17 protein-coding genes are annotated in these 19,611 nt (G+C 63.8%); 7 read left to right on the forward strand and 10 right to left on the reverse strand.

Translation table 11 applies throughout. The annotated features are described in order from the left end of the window. Window positions 1–117: 117 nt before the first annotated feature. The 7 genes from helR to RHODMAR_RS15710 form a co-directional block, all read right to left on the reverse strand. A complete protein-coding gene (gene helR, locus RHODMAR_RS15680) occupies window positions 118–2,286 on the reverse strand; it encodes an RNA polymerase recycling motor ATPase HelR (RefSeq protein WP_008716176.1) in 2,169 nt (722 codons plus the stop codon). Between the two features lie 214 nt (window positions 2,287–2,500). Beyond that, window positions 2,501–2,917, reverse strand: a complete 417-nt coding sequence (locus tag RHODMAR_RS15685; protein ID WP_042939488.1) for a hypothetical protein — start codon at window positions 2,915–2,917, stop codon at window positions 2,501–2,503. 224 nt (window positions 2,918–3,141) lie between these two features. Further along, window positions 3,142–4,332 (reverse strand): cation:proton antiporter, encoded by a 1,191-nt coding sequence (locus RHODMAR_RS15690; RefSeq protein WP_008716178.1) that lies wholly within the window; start codon window positions 4,330–4,332, stop codon window positions 3,142–3,144. 97 nt (window positions 4,333–4,429) lie between these two features. Continuing rightward, complete coding sequence (locus tag RHODMAR_RS15695) at window positions 4,430–5,017, reverse strand: NifU family protein (RefSeq protein WP_008716180.1); 588 nt, start codon at window positions 5,015–5,017, stop codon at window positions 4,430–4,432. Window positions 5,018–5,030: 13 nt separating this feature from the next. Continuing rightward, window positions 5,031–6,911, reverse strand: a complete 1,881-nt coding sequence (feoB, locus tag RHODMAR_RS15700) for a ferrous iron transporter B (RefSeq protein WP_232433678.1) — start codon at window positions 6,909–6,911, stop codon at window positions 5,031–5,033. A gap of 68 nt (window positions 6,912–6,979) precedes the next feature. After that, entirely contained in the window at window positions 6,980–7,303 is a 324-nt protein-coding gene (locus RHODMAR_RS15705) for a FeoA family protein (RefSeq protein ID WP_008716184.1), read from the reverse strand. A gap of 113 nt (window positions 7,304–7,416) precedes the next feature. Then, complete coding sequence (locus RHODMAR_RS15710) at window positions 7,417–9,033, reverse strand: MFS transporter (RefSeq protein ID WP_008716185.1); 1,617 nt, start codon at window positions 9,031–9,033, stop codon at window positions 7,417–7,419. A gap of 369 nt (window positions 9,034–9,402) precedes the next feature. On the opposite strand from RHODMAR_RS15710, the gene RHODMAR_RS29420 reads away from it, so the two are divergent. Both RHODMAR_RS29420 and RHODMAR_RS15720 read left to right on the forward strand, forming a co-directional pair. Beyond that, window positions 9,403–9,528, forward strand: coding sequence for a hypothetical protein (locus RHODMAR_RS29420; protein ID WP_269744630.1), 126 nt, complete (start codon window positions 9,403–9,405; stop codon window positions 9,526–9,528). After that, window positions 9,525–10,676, forward strand: coding sequence for a GNAT family N-acetyltransferase (locus tag RHODMAR_RS15720; protein ID WP_042939477.1), 1,152 nt, complete (start codon window positions 9,525–9,527; stop codon window positions 10,674–10,676). The genes RHODMAR_RS29420 and RHODMAR_RS15720 overlap by 4 nt, the downstream gene beginning before the upstream one ends. A 108-nt stretch (window positions 10,677–10,784) precedes the next feature. Here the strand turns inward: RHODMAR_RS15720 and katG are convergent, their stop codons facing one another. Together katG and RHODMAR_RS15740 are read right to left on the reverse strand one after the other, a co-directional pair. Continuing rightward, window positions 10,785–13,049 (reverse strand): catalase/peroxidase HPI, encoded by a 2,265-nt coding sequence (gene katG, locus RHODMAR_RS15725; RefSeq protein ID WP_008716190.1) that lies wholly within the window; start codon window positions 13,047–13,049, stop codon window positions 10,785–10,787. Between the two features lie 711 nt (window positions 13,050–13,760). Next, entirely contained in the window at window positions 13,761–14,507 is a 747-nt protein-coding gene (locus RHODMAR_RS15740) for an SDR family oxidoreductase (protein WP_008716192.1), read from the reverse strand. Window positions 14,508–15,036: 529 nt separating this feature from the next. On the opposite strand from RHODMAR_RS15740, the gene RHODMAR_RS15745 reads away from it, so the two are divergent. The 3 genes from RHODMAR_RS15745 (at window position 15,037) to RHODMAR_RS15760 (ending at window position 16,802) form a co-directional block, all read left to right on the forward strand. Next, window positions 15,037–15,360 carry an ArsR/SmtB family transcription factor gene (locus RHODMAR_RS15745; RefSeq protein WP_042939482.1) on the forward strand — a complete coding sequence of 108 codons (324 nt, stop codon included), beginning with the start codon at window positions 15,037–15,039 and terminating at the stop codon, window positions 15,358–15,360. Next, window positions 15,360–16,061 (forward strand): cation transporter, encoded by a 702-nt coding sequence (locus tag RHODMAR_RS15750; protein WP_008716196.1) that lies wholly within the window; start codon window positions 15,360–15,362, stop codon window positions 16,059–16,061. Before RHODMAR_RS15745 ends, RHODMAR_RS15750 begins: the two co-directional genes overlap by 1 nt. Window positions 16,062–16,514: 453 nt before the next feature. Further along, window positions 16,515–16,802 carry a hypothetical protein gene (locus RHODMAR_RS15760; protein ID WP_008716198.1) on the forward strand — a complete coding sequence of 96 codons (288 nt, stop codon included), beginning with the start codon at window positions 16,515–16,517 and terminating at the stop codon, window positions 16,800–16,802. 122 nt (window positions 16,803–16,924) lie between these two features. Here the strand turns inward: RHODMAR_RS15760 and RHODMAR_RS28295 are convergent, their stop codons facing one another. Beyond that, window positions 16,925–17,080 carry a hypothetical protein gene (locus tag RHODMAR_RS28295; RefSeq protein ID WP_157226117.1) on the reverse strand — a complete coding sequence of 52 codons (156 nt, stop codon included), beginning with the start codon at window positions 17,078–17,080 and terminating at the stop codon, window positions 16,925–16,927. 686 nt (window positions 17,081–17,766) lie between these two features. Between RHODMAR_RS28295 and RHODMAR_RS15765 the strand changes: the two genes are divergently transcribed. After that, complete coding sequence (locus RHODMAR_RS15765; protein WP_008716204.1) at window positions 17,767–18,561, forward strand: SDR family oxidoreductase; 795 nt, start codon at window positions 17,767–17,769, stop codon at window positions 18,559–18,561. A 97-nt stretch (window positions 18,562–18,658) separates the two neighbouring features. Then, complete coding sequence (locus RHODMAR_RS15770) at window positions 18,659–19,543, forward strand: helix-turn-helix transcriptional regulator (protein WP_008716206.1); 885 nt, start codon at window positions 18,659–18,661, stop codon at window positions 19,541–19,543. The last annotated feature ends 68 nt before the right edge of the window (window positions 19,544–19,611 follow it).

The raw sequence follows: 19,611 nt of genomic DNA on the forward strand, positions 1-19,611 counted from the left end.
CCCCCGTCTCGCCCGGCCGGTCCTCAGCGCCGGTCTCGTTGCAGTTCCGCCTGAGCGCACTCCCAAGCGCGAGGTACAGGCGGCGTGGAGACGCAGCGCCGACGCGAGCCCGGCGATTCATGCGGTGCTGGACGCACTGAACTCGGCCTCGCGCTGAGACGTCAGGACTATCAGCCTCCCCGTCGCCCGAGTCATCGCCACGTACCGGTCTACGGCACCTGCGACTCCTGACCCGAACGAGTCCGGATCGATCACTACAACCAGGTCGAATTCGAGTCCTTTCGCCGACTGCGGCGTCAACGAGCGGATGCGGTCCGACTCCGGGAACGCAGGATCGCCGATGACGCAGGCGATTCCATTGGCGTTCGAGTCCAGCCAACCGTGGATCAGCGACGACAGATCTGCCGCGTCGCCGTACTCGACCGGCATTCCGCTGCTTCGAATCGACACCGGAACGTTGGCGTCCGGCAGGACCGCCCGGATCATCGGCTCGGCCGCCGCCATCACCTCCCGTGGTGTGCGGTAATTGACACCCAGGGTGGCCATGTTCACCCGGTCGAAGCCCACCCGTCCGAGTCGTTCGCGCCAGGATTCGGAAAAACCGCGACGCGCTTGTGCGCGGTCTCCGACGATGGTGACGCTGCCCGACGGACACCGCCGCAGAACCATCTGCCACTGCGCGTCGGTCAACTCCTGCGCTTCGTCCACGACGATGTGCGCGAAGGGACCTGCCAGTGGATCGGTGGGGATCTCCTCGAATCCCGCTCGATCGACCAGGGCATCGCGGATTCCCTCCTGGCGAAACTGGGCAGCCATCATCTCGTCGTCGTCGGCAGCCACGAGTTCGTCGACGACGCGGTCCATGCGCTCACGTTCGGCTGCCTCGGTCAACTCCCGGCGTCGAGTGCGCCTCGCGTGCTCTGGATCCCCGAGACGCATTCGTGCAGCGTCGAGCAGGGGCAGGTCTGCCACTGTCCATCGCGTCGGGTCCGGTCGTTGTAGCGCGCGGACGTCCTCGGGACTGAGCCACGGTGCACATTTACGGAGATACGCGGGCACGCACCAGAGGTCGGCGACGAGGTCGGCGGCGTCGATGATCGTCCAGGATCGGTCCAGTTCGTAGCGCAGATCCTCGTTGCGCTGCAGAGACTCTCGCACCTCCTCGGTGGCCTCGTCGCCGGCGTATCGGTCGACCAGATTCGTGACCAGCAAGTCCCAGATCTGCTCACGGGCCTCGTTGTGCGGGGTGCCGGGATCGGGTGCTCGGAAGGCCTCGATCCAATCGTTCGGGGTGAGCTTCAGGTCGGCCCATTCCGTTTCCACGGTCATGTTGCGTGTGGGCGGTTGCTCGTAGAACGCAACTGCAGCCTCGATTGCCGTGATCATCTGGACGGTGGACTTGAGCTGTGCAACAGGGGGATCGGCCTCCTCGATCGCGTTCTCTCCTTCGGTGACGAGGTCAAGGAGGGTGCACGTCTGTACGCCGTCCTCGCCGAGACTCGGCAGTACGTCGGAGACATACGCGAGGTACGGCTCGTGCGGGCCGACGAACAACACTCCGCCGCGGTTGTGTCCGAGTCGTGAATCCGCGTAGAGCAGATAAGCCGTGCGGTGAAGAGCGACAACCGTTTTCCCGGTTCCCGGCCCCCCGTCGACCACGAGGGCTCCGCGGGCACCTGCCCGGATGATCGCGTCCTGATCCGCCTGCACGGTACCCAGCACGTCGCGCATCCGCGGTGAACGTACGGTGCCCAAACTGGCGATGAATGACGACTGATCGTCGAGTGCGGCATCGGTGCTCAGCCCCGTCGAGTCGAACACCTCGTCCCAGTAGTCCGTAATCACGCCGTTCGTCCATCGATACCGACGCCGACTCTTCAGCCCCATGGGGTTCGCATGGGTGGCACCGAAAAAGGGCTCGGCCGCGGGGGAGCGCCAATCGACCAGGAGCTGTTCGCCCGAATTACCCAACAACCCGAGGCGGCCGATGTAGACGGGCGCGTCCGAGTCGAGGGTGACGACGTGACCAAGGCACAGATCTACCCCGTAGCGGTGCAAGGAACGTAAGCGTCCGCCCAGACGGTGAATCTCGAAATCCCGCTCCATCGCCTCCTGCCCCATTCGGACCGGCGACTTCTGCACGGTGTCCAGACGCGCCGCCGTATCCGATCGTGACTTCTCGATACTCGAACGGAGTGCCGAAAAGTGTTGCTGATCATGACCGATGAGCACTGGGTTGCGCTTGCGTGCGAGATTGTCCGGGAGGTCGAAGACACTTGGACCCATAGGTTTCACAGAACTCCGATCAGCTGTTCATTGGCAACAGCGAGTCATTCTGAGCCCTGTACGGGGTCTTGCGGCAAGCCCCGGGGTGCGCTATAGATTGAAGGTGGAAAGAGACGATGTTCCGAAATCCATCACCGAATACCACGCACCCTGATTTACGCGGCTGTCTTCCGCTCGTCCGATCAGCAGCGCAATCGGTGGCTCGATGCACGTATCACGCCACGAGACCCCTGCCTCGATGAAGATCCAGCCGATAGATGACGCCGCCGAACAGGACGCGTTGCACCGCCTCGTCGGCGAAATAGCTGTCGATGTCGTTCGGTTGCAGCGTCGGATTCTCATCGAGGTGTTCGCGGAGCACGAGCAGGACGCTGTCGACAGTGAGTACAAATCGCTCGCCGCCGAGGTCGGTGATCGTTGCCCGACCCACACCGTCCCATTCGTCGACACATGCCCAGTGTCTGACTCCGCATCCCTCGACAGCCTCGATCAACAGGCGCTGCGCGAAGGGCAACAATGGCGTGGGATCTGCGCGGGCCGCTCGCACCGACGCCAGCGCCTGACGATAGGGGAGGTCGTGTGCCTGCGCATACGCGCGCGCCAACCGCTTCTCGGCGTGGTTCTTCGTCACCGGAGTTCCAATCCCTGTGTGCATCAGCCCCGCGCACCGCTGCACCGGTAGGAATTCATGGACACGGCACGCAGCAAGAAGTGAAAATCGAACATCGCAGATCCGTGGAGGACCTTGCCCGTCGTGCGCTGGCCGAGGCTTCGCGGGTGCCTGCTGCAGCTGGGGTGGCTATGCGAGTAGCTCTGATCCGGCACGCTATCACGAACACTTGGGATGCTTGCAGCTCAATGGGCGCCCGTCACCGGTGGTTCGTTCGGTTCCTCGTGCAGCAGAATTGCCACCGGAGTGTCGGTGGCGCTGTGCAGAGCGATCGAGACGATGACCGTTCCCGCGATGATCGCGAACACCTTTTCCGCAGAATCGATCCCCGACGAGAGCACCAGCAATCCGTAGACGACGCTCGCAAATCCTTTCGGGCCGAACCACGCTGCTGAGAGTCTTTCGTTGCGCGCGAGCCGATGGCTACCGATCAACGACAACATCACCGGTACAGGCCGACCGATCACGAGAACGAGCACGGCGAAGATCCAGCCGGCGACGCCGACCTCGCCGAGCAAGGCCGGAGTGACGAGGGCGCCGAAGGCCAGCAAGGCGGCGTTCTTCGCCAACTCGCTGGTCAACTCTCCAACGGGTGCAAACGATTCCGACGCGTGTGGACTCACGCTCGCCAGCGTGATCCCGGCGGTGAACGCCGCGATGTACGGATTGGCTCCGATCGCGTCGGTGAGGACGAACAGCAGAATGGCTATTGCCAAGGGCCCGGCGGACTGGGCACGGGACGTCACCCCCAGTACTGGGAGCCGAACCAGGAGAGAACCGGCAACAGGCGCAACGACGCCGAGCACGACGCCGAGAACGACTTCGAGCAACACCGGCCCCAGCGAGGTGCTTTCGCCGATCTCGCCGCCCAGTGTTCCGATCAGAATGAGGACCACGGGGAGTGCGAGTCCGTCGTTGAGTCCACTTTCGATATTGAGCAGGCTCCGAAGCCGGGACGGTACGTCGTCGCGGCCGACCAGAGCGGCAGCGAATACGGGGTCGGTCGGCGCGAGGATGGCACCGATCAGCAACGATGTCGGCCAGTCGAAACCGATCAACAGATGTGCCAGCACCGCGACGACGGCGAAGGTCAGCGGCATCCCGATCAACAGGGCACGGGTCGGATCCATCCATTGGTGGCGCAACTTGGAGATCGGGGCGCGCTGGCCGTCGGCGAACAACACCGCGAACAGTGTCACCGAGGCGACTTCACGAACCGTATCGGTGCCGAGCCTTTCGGCGTCGAGGACCAATGGGCCGGCAATCAAGCCAGCGAACAAGAAGATGCCCGAGGTCGAGAGGGGACTACGCGCGGACAAGCTCGACAGCAACACCGCGGCCAGCAGCGCCACACCGAAAGTCGTGACGAACGCCATCGGACCACACCCTTACGAGTTCGTACGCTCGCGTCGGTCGTTGGGACCGGACGATGAAGTAGACCACAGTCACGGCCCGACGATCGGTGACCGAGTCTTATCGCGCGCGTCTGCTCGGCATGATTCCGAGTAGGCGTCGACCGCCGGCGAGGCCCTTGTCGCTCTCAGCGGTCACCTCGCGTAGGGCGGGAAACCGGCTGCGCACCGCGGATTCGACCCGTTCGGTCAGCGTCACATCGGACGCGGGACAGTGGGAGCAGGAACCGTTCAGCGACAATCGAACTCGACCGTCGGAAACATCGACGAGTTCGATGATTCCACCGTGAGATCGGATGTAGTCGCCGACGTCACCGTCGATGACCTCGCGCACAGCCATGCGCAGTGTCGCGTCGGGCGAAGCCTCGCTCTGCGGTGTCCATGCGTCGGGCACCTCGAGAGCATCTTGCAGAGCTGTCCGAATCCGATCACCTTCGGTGCGCCACGATCGACCGATGGCGAGCTGGATCCGCACCGCGGTGGGTTCGACGTCGATCCGTTCGATCGTGCCGTCGTCGATCGAACGTTGGAGGGCGAGTGGTGTTGCCGTGACGGGTCCGACGAACGGCAGCAGCCCGGGCGGAATGATCCACCGCAGGACCGATGGCTCGCCGACCACCGATTCGGGATGGACCGGCACCATGGTCATCGAACACCCGCGCTCATGTGAAGACTCCGACCACAGTTTTGGCGACGAACGCCATCGCCCAGGCAACGACGAACATGTACCCGAAGGCAATCGCCGGCCACTTCCATGTGCCCGACTCGCGGCGCATGACGCCGATGGTCGACATGCACTGCAACGCATAAAGGAAGAATGCGAGGAGTGCGGCAATGACCGGGGGAGTGAACAGCTTCTCGCCGGCGCGGGGGCCGGACTGAGCGGTCATGTTCTCGAGCGCAGTCCCCGGATCGTCCGGATCCTGAGCCGAAGCTACCTGTCCGATGGTCGCTACGAAGACTTCGCGAGCCGACAGTGAGGCGAGGACGGCCACGTTGATCTGCCAGTCGAAGCCGAGGGGCTCGAAGACGGGCTCGACGAAGCGCCCGACGGCGGCACCTGCGCTGTGGTCGATGACATAACTCGACGAGGCCGCATCGTCGGTCGGATCGACACCCGCGGCCTGGAGGTCGGCGTCGCTGCGGAACGGAACGGTGAGCAACACCCACAGAACGATCGTGGTGACCAAGATGATCTTGCTGACCTTGCGGAGGAAGCCCTTGCACGCATCCCAGACCGACAATGCCACCGAGCGCAGTGACGGCAGCCGGTAGGGAGGCATCTCCATGTAGAACGGCAACAGCGGTCCCGACCCGCGTCCGATCCGGGAGAACAGCCAGGCCGTCGCCATGGCGGAGAGCGCGCCGACGAGGTAGAGGCCGAACATCACCACGCCCTGCGCTCCGAACGGCCCGAGGCGTTCGTCGGGAGTGACCAGTAGGCCGATGAGCAGGACGTACACGGGAAGACGCGCCGAACACGTCATCAACGGAGCGCCCATCATGGTGGCGATTCGGTCGCGTGTCGACGGAAGTGTTCGGGTGGCCATGATGCCGGGGATGGCGCAGGCGAGCGAGGACAGCAGGGCAACGAATGCGCGCCCCTCGAGACCTGCCTTCGACATGACGCGATCCATCAGAAACGCTGCCCGCGCCATGTATCCGACGCCTTCGAGGAACGAGACGAGGATGAACAGCAGGGCGATCTGGGGGAGGAACACCAGCACTCCGCCCACACCGCTCAGGATGGCGTCGGACAGGAAACCGGCCAGCCATCCGATGGTGACGAAGCGGTCGACCTCATCTCCGAGGAAGGCGAAGAAGTCCTCGATGTAGCCCTGCAGGGGAGCAGCGACCGAGAAGATGACCTGGAAGAACGCAAACATCGTCACGAAGAACACGATGGTGCCGAAGAATGGGTGCAACAGAATCGAGTCGATGCGGCGGGTGCGGGCATCGACCTCGGGCAGCCGATACCCCGATGCGGTGAGGATCGACTCGATCCAGCTCGTCACCTCTCGCGGAGCGGTCGGAGGCAGCACCGGAGGGCTCTGCCACGCGCCAGGGGAGGGAAGCAAGCGACGTAGTTGCTCCAGCTGCTGACGCCTCCCACCGATCACCGCCACCACGGGAACGTCGAGGGAGCGAGCGAATGCCTCGATATCGAGCGAGCCTTGCCTGCGGGCCAGTTCGTCGGTGAACGTGACGACCACACATACCGGTAGCTCGGTGTTCAAGACCTGCGCGAGCATGCCGAGAGATCGACGAAGGGTCGTCGCATCGAGGGTGACGATCAGTCCGTTCGGGGTGCTGGTGACCGGGTCGTCCTGATCGAGAACGTCTGCGACGATCTGCTCGTCGGGGCTGATCGCATCGAGGCTGTAGGTGCCGGGGAGGTCTTCGATGAGAACGTCGCGGTCACCTACCCTTGTTCGCCCCTCGTACCGGGCAACCGTGATTCCGGGATAGTTCCCCGTCTTCGCGCGGAGTCCGGTGAGCGCGTTGAACAGTGTGGTCTTGCCGGAATTCGGGCTTCCGACCAATGCGATACGAGTGTCGGTTCCGATCGATCCCGCGTCTGACGGTTCGCTGGCCCCGTGAGGGCCGCAGGTCACGTGGTGATCGCGACGTGGATGCAGCGCGCCTGAACCCGTCTGAGAGCGATGTCGTAACCGGCGATCCGAAATACGACGGGGTCAGCCATCGGCGCTTTGCGCAGCATTTCGACCTCTGCGCCGGGCGCGAAGCCGAGATCGAACATCCGGCGCGCGGATGCTGGATCGAGCTCGTCACATACATCGACTATGTGCGCGGTCTGACCCTTCCGCATGTCGGCGAGCGTGGTGACAGCGTTGCCCGTCGAGTAGGTCGGAAGGCTCAGGGCCGGCTCGACCGAGATGCGCCGAGCTTCGAGTTGCGTTGTCATGATGGACATCGGCAGGGCCCCTCCTCGAAACGACTGTCATGCACTGACAGAGCAGCACAGGCTCACCTTGGTGAACATAGGCAACCATATCCTCGTATTGCCGGTATCGCCAGTAATCGAGGTCACAACATCTCCGGTCCGGGCTTCAGGGTGGGTGCTGGTGCCTGCCGCCGCCTGGGAATCAGCAACGTGGTCAGCGTTCCCAGGCCAAGCAATGCAGCGCAGGCGTATCCGGTGAGGGTCACGGAATGACTCATTGCTTCTCGCGCTGCGCCGGCCGCACCGATCGCCGCGGACGCGTCGAGAGCGGCAATGGCACCACCTGCAGAATCAGACACGGCATCACTGATCGCACCGCCTGGATCTGCGATGCCGCGTTCGGCGAGTCGATTGGTGGTTCCGCTGCTCAGGGAAGTGAAGAACAGCGTCGTCAACGCCGCGATGCCGAGTGCGGAACCGAGTTGTCTGGCAGTGCCCTGGATACCCGAACCCACACCTGCTCTATCGGAGGGAACGTCTGCCAACACCACATTGGTGACCTGAGCGGTCGCGAAGCCGACTCCCACGCCGTAGAGCAACAGTGTCGCGCAAATGACGATTCCGCTCGTCGAGGGCGACGCGACCAGGCCGAGGGCGAGCACGCCGAGACCTTCGAGAATCAGTCCGATCCTGACCAGTCCGAGCGGGGTGAACCGGCCGAGCAGCGAGAAGCTGGCTCCGCTCGCGACGAACGCACCGACTGCCATCACCGCAACCGTCGCACCGGCCTGGAACACCGAGTACCCGAGTGCGAACTGCAGCCACAGGGGAAGTACGGCAAGTATTCCGAACTCTGCGAGCCCGATCACCACGGTCGCGCAGTTTCCACCACTGAACGACTTGATCTGGAACAGCGACAGATCCATCAGTGGCTCGCGCCCGGAGTCGGCGAGAACACGTTGCCGGGCAACGAACGCCACCAGAGCAGTGGCAGAAAGCGCAAGGGCCAACGGCACAGGGGAGAGGGCTCCGATGCCAGGGCCGTCGGCTCCGACGGACGTCCACCACCCGTAGTGCCGACCTTCGATGACTCCGAATGCAACCAGAGCCGTTCCGCCCGAGACGAGTACGGCGCTCCAGAGATCGATACCACGTGCACTACGGTCGGCCTCTTCGACGTAGAGGATTATTCCGATGACGACCGCCGCGGCGACCACGAGATTGATTCCGAAGGCCCAGCGCCATGAGATCTCTCCGAGAAGGCCTCCGAGTAACGGGCCCAGCGCAGCACCGCCGCCGATCACCGACCCCCACACGGCGAACGCCTTGGCCCTGGCCTCCCCGGTGAACATGGAGTTCAGGAGCGCCAACGACGCGGGCATGATGAGCGCGCCGCCGACGCCCTGGGCGCTTCTGCCCGCGATGAGCACCACTCCCGATGGTGCCAGTGCAGCGGCGAGGCTGGCCGCTGCGAACACCGCCGTTCCCGTCAGGAACATCCTTCGGGCACCGACGATATCGGCGACTTTTCCGGCCACCAGCAACAGCGCTGCCAGCACGATGGCATAGGACTCCTGAATCCATTGCGCCGAGATCGAGTCGATGCTCAGATCGGTCACGATCGGGGGAACGATCACGTTCACGATGGTGAAGTCGATGACGACCAGAGTGACGCCGAGGGCAATGGCGATCAGGCCGAGCCAGTCATTGCGAGCCGCAGTATCGGGGGACGAGGTGCCCGAGCTGACCGGTGATGTCATGAAGGAGCCTTCCAGTGGCGATGGATGTTCTGTCTCGCCACTGTTTCGTCGATTCAGGACGACTTCGGTCCTCGATACCGAACCGTATGTCGTTGTGTGCGTCGGCAACCGGGTCGACTCGAAACTTCTCCTCGATGCTCCTTGCGCCGGGCCCAAAGCTGACTCGGCCGTACTGTCGCGGAGCGTCGGTGATCGGCCGGGGCTTGTGAAGTGTCCGATTCAGTATGCGGTGGGCCGCATCTCGTTCCGAGCAGTCCGTGCGTGGGCGATCGATCACCGCACGCAGTCTGGAGATTCGATATGCGGGGGCGGTGGCCATCGGCGGTGGGTATCGCGCGGTCCGAAGCGACGGGAACATATCCTGATCCGATGGAGTCCTCCGACAGTGCCATCCGCGTGATGTTCACCCTGAGAGCTCTCTTCGATCCGCGATTGCTCTTCGCCCTACCCGACCCCGGCGTGCGGTGGAGACGGTTCGGACTGGGGCGATCATGACGAACGACGATCGGCAGGCGAATCCGCCCACAGTGCGGCCGAGACGGGCGGCACCGCGCGAGGATGCGGTCGAATTTACTCCCAGCGGGGTGCCTGTTCCCGAGCGCGATTTCTTCATCGAGGAGTTCCGTGGGGTCACCATCGTGGTCGCGCTTCCCGTGTTGAGTTCGGCTGCGCTGGAGACGGTGGCACGCACGGTCGGTGAGTTCGGTACGCGAGATACCCGGTTCATCTTCGTGGTTCCGACCGACGGCGTTCCGTCGACCACCGCCGCAGTCCGTGGTCGAGCCTTGGAGGGTTCGACGGTGTGGAACGACGAGACGGTCGCCGATCTATGGCTCGCTACCGCGGACTCGGAATGCGTCGTGGTCGGGGCCGAGGCTTCCGCTGTGGCGCGCACTGCCGGGTTCGTTTCTGCGAGCGTCCGAGCATCGAAGACTGTGCTGACCGATCCGGGCGGCGGCTGGGGGAGTCCGCCTCGAAGCTTCGCCGATATCGACGTGCACCGCGAACGTCTTGCCAGTCACCTGGCCGAACGGGGGCTCGACGACTTTCTGCCAGCGGCACAAGAGGCACTTGCCGGCGGCGCATACAGCGTAAACCTTTGTCGGGCTGAGGATCTCGAGTTCGAGCTGCTTACTTTCGACGGCCGGGGAACCGTCCTGACTCAAGGGCGGTATCTTCACCTGGCCGCGCTTCAGGTGGATGATTTTCCTGCGATCGAGGCGTTGGTGGCGCAAGGGGTGCATGAGGGGGTTCTCAAGCCGCGCAGTCGAATCGAGATTGCCAGGATGGCCGTCGGCGGGCTCGGTGCACGGGTCCTACGTACCGGACACCTCGCCGGCATCGTCGGCCTCGAGGTGGACCGTTACGCCGGAACAGGATTCGGCGAGGTCTCCGGTTTGATCACAGTCGCCGAGTTCTCCGGGCTCGGCGCAGGCGGTCTGCTGATGGACGGACTGGTCGAGATCTGCCGCACGCGAGGGATCGCCAACCTCTTCGCGGTGACCGTCAGTGCTGAGGCTGCAGAGTTCTTCACTCGACGCGGATTCAGGGAAGTCGGCCGCCAGGACGTGCCTGCGGCGAAGTGGGAAGGTTACGACGCCGATCGACTCGAGGTCGCTCGCTGTTTTCTCCGATCCGCCTAGCTGGGCCACCATCGTCTGGGCCACCATCGTCTGGGCCACCGCGCCGGTCGGCCTCAGCGGCGGGTGGGTGGTGGTCCACCCGCCGCTGTGCGCGATAGGTCCTACGGGCTACTTCACGTCGTAGCGATCGGCCATCATCACCTTGTCCCACACCGCGACGAAGTCGCGCACGAAGCGAGCGTGGCCGTCGCTTCCGGCGTAGACCTCGGCCACGGCGCGCAATTGCTGGTTCGACCCGAAGAGCAGGTCGTTCCGCGTGGCACGGTAGACCGTCTCCCCGCTCTCGCGATTGTCGAGTGTGAAAGCCACTCCGGCGTCGCCGACTTTCGACCAGTCGTAGTCCATGCTCATCAGCGTCGTGAAGAAGTCGGTACTCAGTGTCCCGACACGGTCGGTGAACACGCCGTTTTCGGACCCGTCATGGTTGCAGCCCAGCACGCGCAGTCCGCCGGTGAGTGCGACCCACTCCGGGGCGGACAGGTTGAGCAACATCGCACGATCGAGGAACATCTGCTCCGGAGCCACCTTCGGTGCCACCCGCGCGGAGTCATCCATGACGAAGTTGCGAAATCCGTCGACGACGGGTGCCAACCATTCGAAGGTGGGCACATCGGTCTGCTCCTGCGTTGCGTCGACGCGGCCCGGCGTGAAGGGAACCTCGATCTCGTGACCGGCCGACTTGGCGGCCTGCTCCACTGCGACGCAGCCACCGAGGACGATCACATCGGCGAGGCTGACCTTCGTGGAACCGGCGGAGTTGAAGTCGTCGACGACGCTGCGGAGCGCGGCGATCACGGGCACGGTACGGCGGTTCACCGCCCAGTCCTTCTGCGGTGCCAGCGTGAGGCGAGCACCATTCGCTCCGCCGCGCTTGTCGGTGTCGCGGTAGGTCACGGCCGAGGAGAACGCCGTGAACGCGAGGTCGGACACCGATACCCCGGACCCGAGGATCGACTGCTTCAGGGTGGCGATCTCGGCGGCACCGACCACATCGTGATCCCACGCGGGCAGTGGGTCCTGCCATGGCATGTCCTCGGCCGCGACTTCTGGGCCCAGGTAGCGCGACTTCGGGCCCATGTCGCGGTGGGTCAATTTGTACCAAGCCTTCGAGAACTCCTGTGTGAAGTAGTCGAAGTCCGCGAGAAACTGCTCACAGATGCCGCGGTAGACGGGATCGACTTTCAGCGCGATATCGCTGGTCATCATCATCAGCGGATGGGTGACGCCCGCGAGATGCGCGTCGGGCGTGGTGGGAGCACCGGGGTCGGTCGGCTTCCACTGCAGCGCTCCGGCCGGGCTCTCGGTCTTCTCCCACTCGAAGGCGAACAGGTTTTCCAGGTACGTGTTGTCCCACTGCGTCGGATTGGGCGTCCAGGAGCCTTCGATGCCGTTGGTCATCGTGTACTCGGCGAAGCCCTTTCCGACGGGGTTCGCCCAGCCGAGGCCTTGAGCCTCCATCGGTGCGATCTCCGGCGGCGGACCGACCTTGTCGGCCGGAACTTGGCCGTGACTCTTGCCGAACGCGTGGCCGCCGGCGATCAGCGCGACGGTCTCCACGTCGTTCATCGCCATCCGGCCGAAGGTGATTCGGATGTCCACCGCGGAGTCGGCCGGGTTCCCGTTCTCGTTCGGGCCTTCCGGATTGACGTAGATCAGAGCTTGATGCGACGCAGCCAACGGCTGCTCGAGCTCGTAGTTCGCATCACCGGGCTCGCCGGTCCACCGCTGGCTGCGCATCACCATCGCGTCGAACGAGTCGGGGTTGCTGTTCTCGATGTACTCGGGACCCCAGTAGGTGGCGTCGTCGGCCTCCCAGGCGTCGCGGCGTCCGCCACCGAAGCCGTAGGTGGGAAATCCCATGATCTCGAGCGCGCAGTTGCCGGTGAGGACCATCAGATCCGCCCAGGACAGGGCATTGCCGTACTTCTGCTTGATCGGCCAGATCAGTCGACGCGACTTGTCGGTGTTTCCGTTGTCCCACCATGAATTGATCGGTGCGAATCGCTGAAGTGCCTGGCCGGCTCCGCCGCGGCCGTCGGCGATGCGGTAGGTGCCCGCCGCGTGCCAGGCCATCCGAATCATCTGGGGCGCATAATTGCCGTAGTCCGACGGCCACCAGGACACCGACGTGGTCAAGAAGTGCTTGATGTCGGCCTTGAGTTCGTCGAGGTCGATCGCGTTGAACGCGGCTTCGTAGTCGAAATCGGCCAGTGGGTTCGCAGCAGTACCGTCACGGTGAAGCTGTTCGACCCGAAGCCGGTCCGGGTACCAGTCCGACAGCGTCGGTTTGGAGGTCGCCGCGCCGCCGATCGTGTTTCCGCCGAAGGGGCACTTCCCCTCGAGCACGTCGTTGTATTCGTTGTAGACGGTCATTGGCGCTGCAGCCTTTCCGTAGAGACAGGGTTCCGTGACGTTCCGAGCGAAGGCACTACCCTTGCCGAGCCGTACCTTCGACACTACTTACCGCCGACGCGATCGCGCTCAGTCCTGGAGCATCGATCAGGACTGCGCTCGCGGAGCTGCCATCACAGGGGCGACACAGACGTTTACCCCGTAACCCTGCAGATCAAGACCGGTTGTGTTCCCCGGTGCTCGCCGTCTATCGGCTCGTCGATATCGGTCGTCCAAACCGAACACCGAACTGCACGTCGCAGCTCGGCATCGGCCTGGTTGATGTCTTCGATCCGGAATCCGATGCCGGAGTCCACGCGGAGTCTCAGGGTTCGCTTGCGGACAGCGTCCGTGTCATGTTCGGTCGCGAGAGTCCTCGCTTGGGTTAAGAAATCGCGATCGCCAGGTCCCGCGGTATCTCGTAGACTTCCTGCCTACGCACCCTGACGCCCGGATCGATGAATTCGACTCCTTCCCGAAGTCGGCCCCGGCAGATCGATACGAACGGCGAATCGGATCGACCGTCAACGACGTCCGCTGACGCGAAAAGACCACCAGCAGTGTATGAATCCATATGAGGCGGTGACCGCCGAGCCTCTGGATTCCGGTACGACAGACGATTGCTCCGAACACGCCAGGATGCTGCGCGACGGTGAGAGGGCGTGGTCTCACGGGCACGGGCCGGGGGCTGTGTCAGGCGATCGAGACGCCGCCGTCGACGAAGAGCTCGCTGCCCGTCATGCCCGAGCTCTGGTCGGAAACCAAGAACAGTACGGCGGCGGCGATCTCCTCGGGGCGCAGCACCCGACCGAGTGGTACCCCGACGGCGATCTGTTCCAGCAGCCCGGCTGGGTCGTTCGGGGCCAGTCCCGTCAGCCCCGGCGTCTCGGTCGGACCGGGGACGACGGTGTTGATGCGGATACCCCGTGGCGCAAGTTCCGCCGCCCACGTGCGGGTCATCGTCGCGACCGCTGCCTTGGATGCGCCGTAGAGGCCGAAGATCGGCTCTGTCCCCGATCCCGCGGTCGACCCGGTGACAATGATCGCGGCATCGGGATTCAGGAAAGGCAGCGTCCCTTGCACCGTGAGGGTCGTGCCGCGCACATTGGTCGCGAAGACGGCGTCGACGTCCGCCGCGGTCACATCGGCCAACGGCTTCATCTCCCCGATGCCGGCGTTGACGTGCACAGCGTCGAGCCCGGAACCGCGGGCCTCGACCGCTGCGAACAAGTTCGTCACGTCGGCGGGGGCAGACGCGTCCGCGCGCACGACGGTCACCGCGTTGCCGAGCTCCGCCGCGACGGCGTCGAGCTGCGCTTGGCGGCGTCCGGTGACGAAGACGTGCGCGCCCTCCTCGACGAACCGGCGGACAACCGCCAGCCCGATCCCTGACGTCCCGCCGGTCACGAGGGCCGTCTTGCCACCGAGTGTTGCGTTCATGAGAAGCTCCGTTCGAGTTATGGACTGATCAGTCTTGAATGTACGCCGTAATGGACTGTACGGTCAAGAACTCCTATCGAGGGCTGTATCGAGCGTGTGGTGCCTGTGCGTGTCGCCATCGAGCTGACTGTCTACCCATGTGGCGGAGAGCGTGGAAAGCCCAGGGGGGTAGCCGAGCCCTGTGCAGTAGCGTCGAACGACGCTCTGGATCGTTGTATTCGACACGGGCTCACGGCGCGACGACGGGAACGATGCCAAACCGTCGTGGTCCAAGACTGATCGTTTCGAGCAGACGTGACTCGCTGATTCGGAATCCGTACGCATCAGCAGTGTCGAAGAGAACCGAAACGATATGCCGCTCGCCGCATCTTCCAGGGAAGGGGTGAAAGGCTGAACCTGCGGTCCGCCTACCCGAGGTCCGTTCCACTGGATAACGGCGGTATCAGGATGGGTCGTATTCGTCGATCGCCGGGCCGATGCTTGAGGTACAGCATTTTCTGAATACAGTGATCGATGTATCGTGGGTCGGGTGGAGACCCTCGTTCATACCGATGCGCTTGCGCGGTTCGGTTATGCGCTCTCTGATGCCACTCGCACTCAGATTTTGTTGATCCTGCGCAAGGTGCCGCAGTATCCGTCCGATCTGGCCGAGTCGATTGGTGTGTCACGACAGATCCTGTCCAATCACCTTGCGTGCCTGCGGGGTTGTGGTCTGGTGGTCGCAGTTCCAGAGGGGCGTCGGAGTCGTTATGAGCTTGCCGATGTGCGTATCGGACATGCTTTGGATGATCTGTTGGGACTGGTTCTGGCGGTCGATCCGTCCTGCTGCGCCGAGCACGGATGTGCGTGCTGATGTCCTCCGAACTCGGCCTTCCCAGTGTGCGTCCCATCCTCGACGATGATCGGCGTCGGCTGCTGTCGCGTCGCATTCGGTGGTTCGTGGCGGCGACGATCGGCTATAACGTCGTCGAGGCGATCATCGCGCTCTCCGAGGGCTCTCGGGTTTCCTCTGCGGCGCTGATCGGTTTCGGATTGGATTCGGTGATCGAGGTGTCGTCCGCGGCTGCGGTGTCCTGGCAGTTCGCTGGAGCAGATCCCGAGGCTCGCGAGAAAGTCGCGTTGCGGGTCATCGCGTTCTCGTTCTTCGGCCTGGCGCTGTTCGTGAGCGTCGATGCGATCCGATCTTTGTTCGGTGGCGAAGAGACTCAGTATTCGACTGTCGGCATCGTGCTCGCCGGTGTCAGCCTCGCAGTGATGCCGGTGCTGTCGTGGGCGCAGCGCCGCGCCGGCCGCGAGCTGGGATCGTTGTCCGCAGTCGCTGATTCCAAGCAAACTCTGCTGTGCACATACCTGTCGGCGGTGCTGCTGGTGGGACTGGTACTCAATAGCACTCTTGGTTGGTCCTGGGCTGATCCGGTTGCGGCACTCGTCATCGCTGTGATCGCCGCTAGGGAAGGCATCGACGCATGGAGGGGTGATCCATGCTGCGCGACTCCGGCGACGACCGGAAGCGTTGCAGTTCAGGCTCATTGCGAGTGCTGCGGCGGTAAATGAAGCGCGATTTGTCCTAGTGGTGCTGTGGTCGGCGCGGGCTGCGTGGAGATTCATGACCTGGGTCGAGTAGCCCAGAAGGTCCGCCAGCGAAGCGGGATCGATTTCCTTGGCGAGGTCGTGCAGTGCAGCGTGTCGGACGGCTTGGATGTGTATCCCGAGGCCGCGTGTTCGCTGCATGAGTGCTTGTTCGGTGAGTGGTGCCCGGCGCGGGTGCCGGGGAACAGCCATGGGGTGCGGTGATTCATCGTGTGATGGTTGCCGCTGTCGGCGAGGTGCTGGTCGAAGAGGGGGAGTAGGGGCTCGGGGATCGGAGCGGGGAGGGGTCCGATCCGGATCGTCGTCTGCTCCGGGTGTCGCGTCGACGTCGCCGAGGGCGAGTTCGGAGATCCTTTCTCCCGCCTTTCGATAGGGTCCGTTCATGGCACTGGCGGACTATCGGCAGGTGGATCGATCATGAAGAATCAACGCTGGTTCGGAAACAGCCGGTTCGAGCTCTGGCTGAGTGCGATCATTTTGGTGTGCCTGGTCGGTGCGGTTGGCCCTTCTGTCGTTGGAGACGTCGTTTCTGTTCAGTCGCCTTGGAACTGGGCCATGCTGGTGATCTGGGTATGTGTCGTTGTCTCGTTCGTTCACACATTCGTCAAAGAATGGCGCGGTCGTCACTCGAGCGAGGTTGCGCTGCCTCATCCGGATGTGTCGGTCGCTGATGTCGAGCGCATCGTTTCCAGCGAACCCAACTGAGTTACGGCGGTCAAAGCGCTGCGGCAACAGCACCCTGGTCTGAACCTCAAGGATGCCCTCGACCTTGTCGATGCAGCTCGTGCGGCGCGGGGTCCTGAACCGGGGCTCTGACCGCCGAGAGGCTACGTTTCTCCTGGTCCGATCGCTGGGTAGCTGCCCATCGGGACGCCCGAGCGAGCAGCGTGGATGTTCATCGCCTTGTTGCTGTATCCGAGTAAGTCGGCGAGCGTTGCGGCGTCGAGTTCCTTGGTCAGGTCGTGGAGCACGGCGTTGCGCACCGCAAGGATACTGATGCCGAAGACCTGTCTGAGTGTATTCAGAAAGGTCTGCTCGGTGATGTGACGCCCGGCACGTGTTCCTGGGAACAACCACGGGGGTTGTTGGTGGTGCGCTGGTTGGCGCGTGAGGTCAAGTATTCGTGGAAGAGGGGGAGTAACGGTTCGGGCACTGGCGCAGGATGTTCACCGAGGTGAAGACTGATTCCCGTGGGTGTGACTTCTATTTGCTCCGTGCGCATTTCGGCGATCCGGCGGACCGGCAGCGCATGCAGTGCAGCGATCCGGTTGTTGAGCACCACGGCCTCCGACCCCAGGCCAGTTCGAATCAGTGCCAAGCTTTCGTGAGACGAGGCGAGCGGTGTTTGGGGAGCCTCGCGGTATCAGGTGATAGCGCTTGCCGATCCCGGTCGGTCTTCGCTCACCAGCTTCGACGCAACGCCTAGGTGTGGCCGCGGCACGAGCGCGCCGAAGGTATCTATTCAGCTCAGACGAATTTTGGCACAGTACGGGGCCGTTGATGTGCCACCGGTTGGGGTGGAGCCCTTCGCCATTGCCACCGCGCTGTTGCGACCGAACCTGGGGGACCCTGGCAGTACCCGTACTGCGGGGATCTCCTTGGGCTCGGGAATGCCGCCTAGCTTGATAGGAGAGAAGCAACGAAGCCGAGAAACGAAGAAGGGCGACCAGTGGTAAACAACCAATTCGCAACGCAGAATGAGCTTTTCGATCTAAGTGGCAAGCGCTGTCTCGTCACTGGTGGCACCAGGGGCATCGGGATGATGATCGCGCGCGGGCTTCTCCAGGCGGGCGCTCACGTGGTCATCAGCTCACGCAGCGAGGAGGCGTGCGCTCAGGCGCAGGAACAGTTGTCCGATTTCGGCGACGTCTGGGCTGTCCCCGCCGATCTGTCCCGGCACGAGGAGTGTGACCGCCTCGCTCACCTCGTCACGGCCGATTTTGGGAGTCTCGACATCCTCGTCAACAACGCGGGCGCAATGTGGGACGAGCCGTTGGAGACGTTCCCGGACGCTGCCTGGGATACGGTGATCGACCTCAACCTGAAGTCACCATTTTGGCTGGTGCAGGCGTTGCTGCCGGGACTTCGCAACGCTGGGACCGCCGACGATCCCGCGCGGATCATCAACATCGGCAGCATCGCCGCCATCCACATCCCTGCGCGGCCCAACTACTCGTACTCCAGCAGCAAGGCTGCGCTGCATCAACTCACCAGAGTGCTAGCCAAGGAGCTGGGCCCGCAACACATCACGGTGAACGCGGTGGCACCGGGGCCGTTCCCGTCGACAATGATGGCTGCAACCCTCGACGAGTTCGGCGACGCGATCGCGGCGTCGGCCCCGCTGCGCCGGATCGGCCGCGACGACGACATGGCGGGTGCCGCCGTCTTCCTCGCCAGCCGGGCCGGCGCTTACCTGACGGGCACCGTCATCCCCGTCGACGGAGGGATCGCAACGACCGCGTGAGCCGGTGGCACCGACACCGACCGCTCTGGTAGGGGCTGAGGCTTCGGGGGATCGGCGGCACCCCCTTCGGTTTCGGGTGCGTGCCTAAAATGAGTGGATGGCCGTCACGCTTGATCTGCGCACCGAGATCCGAGAGTTCCTGAGGTCGCGTCGCGCCCGCATCGCACCCGAAAATGCTGGCTTGCCCGCCTACGGTGGTAGACGTCGGGTCGAGGGTCTGCGTCGAGAGGAGGTAGCGCTACTGGCTGGGGTGTCGGTCGAGTATTACGTGCGCATCGAGCGCGGCAGCCTGGCTGGTACCTCGGAGGGCGTGCTCGACGCGCTTGCCACGGCCTTGCAGCTCAACGAAGCGGAGCACGATCACCTGTTGCATCTCGCACGCCAGTCCGGGACGCCCGGTAGTCGACCACACTGCACACCTCCCGCGACAGTGCGTCCGGCGCTGCAGGAGGTACTCGATGCCATTACCGCAGCGCCTGCGTTGATCCGCAATGGGCGCCACGACGTGCTCGCCATGAATCACCTTGGTCGCGCGCTGTATTCACCGGTGTTGGCTGACCCGCGACGGCCAGCCAACACGGCGCGATTCGTGTACAAGCATCCCATCGAGGCCGAGAGGTTCTTCGTCGACTACGACCAGGCGACACGAAATACGGCCGCGATGCTGCGCATGGAGGCGGGCCATCATCCCCACGACGAGGAGCTCATCGCCCTAGTGGGCGAGTTATCGACGTGCAGCGAGCTTTTCCGGCGGCAGTGGGCAACTCGGGACGTGCGACTGAAGGGGCATGGAAGCAAGCATGTGAACCATCCGGTGGTGGGCCGGCTCGACCTGAACTTCGAGTCCATGGATCTGCCCACCGACCCTGGCCTGCAGTTGAACGTGTACACCGCACCGGCAGAAGGACCGGCCGCTGACAGTCTGGCCCGGTTGGCGTCGTGGGCCAGCGACGAGACGTTGGAGGCCGAGCTCCGGGCCTGAGGTGGATGACCACGTTCTTGGCTGAAATCCGCGATACCAGGATGGGTCGAATTCGTCGACGCTGGGCG

The sequence above is a fragment of the Rhodococcus sp. AW25M09 genome (assembly GCF_000333955.1).
GTDB lineage: Bacteria > Actinomycetota > Actinomycetes > Mycobacteriales > Mycobacteriaceae > Rhodococcoides.

Bases quoted from the DNA above. Each gene is read 5' to 3' on its own strand.
- RHODMAR_RS15770 (WP_008716206.1), top strand. From the start codon at position 18,659: ATGGCCGTCACGCTTGATCTGCGCACCGAGATCCGAGAGTTCCTGAGG.
- RHODMAR_RS15740 (WP_008716192.1), bottom strand. From the start codon at position 14,507: ATGAACGCAACACTCGGTGGCAAGACGGCCCTCGTGACCGGCGGGACG.
- RHODMAR_RS15690 (WP_008716178.1), bottom strand. From the start codon at position 4,332: ATGGCGTTCGTCACGACTTTCGGTGTGGCGCTGCTGGCCGCGGTGTTG.
- helR (WP_008716176.1), bottom strand. From the start codon at position 2,286: ATGGGTCCAAGTGTCTTCGACCTCCCGGACAATCTCGCACGCAAGCGC.
- RHODMAR_RS15705 (WP_008716184.1), bottom strand. From the start codon at position 7,303: ATGTCCATCATGACAACGCAACTCGAAGCTCGGCGCATCTCGGTCGAG.
- RHODMAR_RS15710 (WP_008716185.1), bottom strand. From the start codon at position 9,033: ATGACATCACCGGTCAGCTCGGGCACCTCGTCCCCCGATACTGCGGCT.
- RHODMAR_RS15720 (WP_042939477.1), top strand. From the start codon at position 9,525: ATGACGAACGACGATCGGCAGGCGAATCCGCCCACAGTGCGGCCGAGA.
- RHODMAR_RS29420 (WP_269744630.1), top strand. From the start codon at position 9,403: ATGGAGTCCTCCGACAGTGCCATCCGCGTGATGTTCACCCTGAGAGCT.
- RHODMAR_RS15695 (WP_008716180.1), bottom strand. From the start codon at position 5,017: ATGACCATGGTGCCGGTCCATCCCGAATCGGTGGTCGGCGAGCCATCG.
- RHODMAR_RS15750 (WP_008716196.1), top strand. From the start codon at position 15,360: ATGTCCTCCGAACTCGGCCTTCCCAGTGTGCGTCCCATCCTCGACGAT.
- katG (WP_008716190.1), bottom strand. From the start codon at position 13,049: ATGACCGTCTACAACGAATACAACGACGTGCTCGAGGGGAAGTGCCCC.
- RHODMAR_RS15760 (WP_008716198.1), top strand. From the start codon at position 16,515: ATGAAGAATCAACGCTGGTTCGGAAACAGCCGGTTCGAGCTCTGGCTG.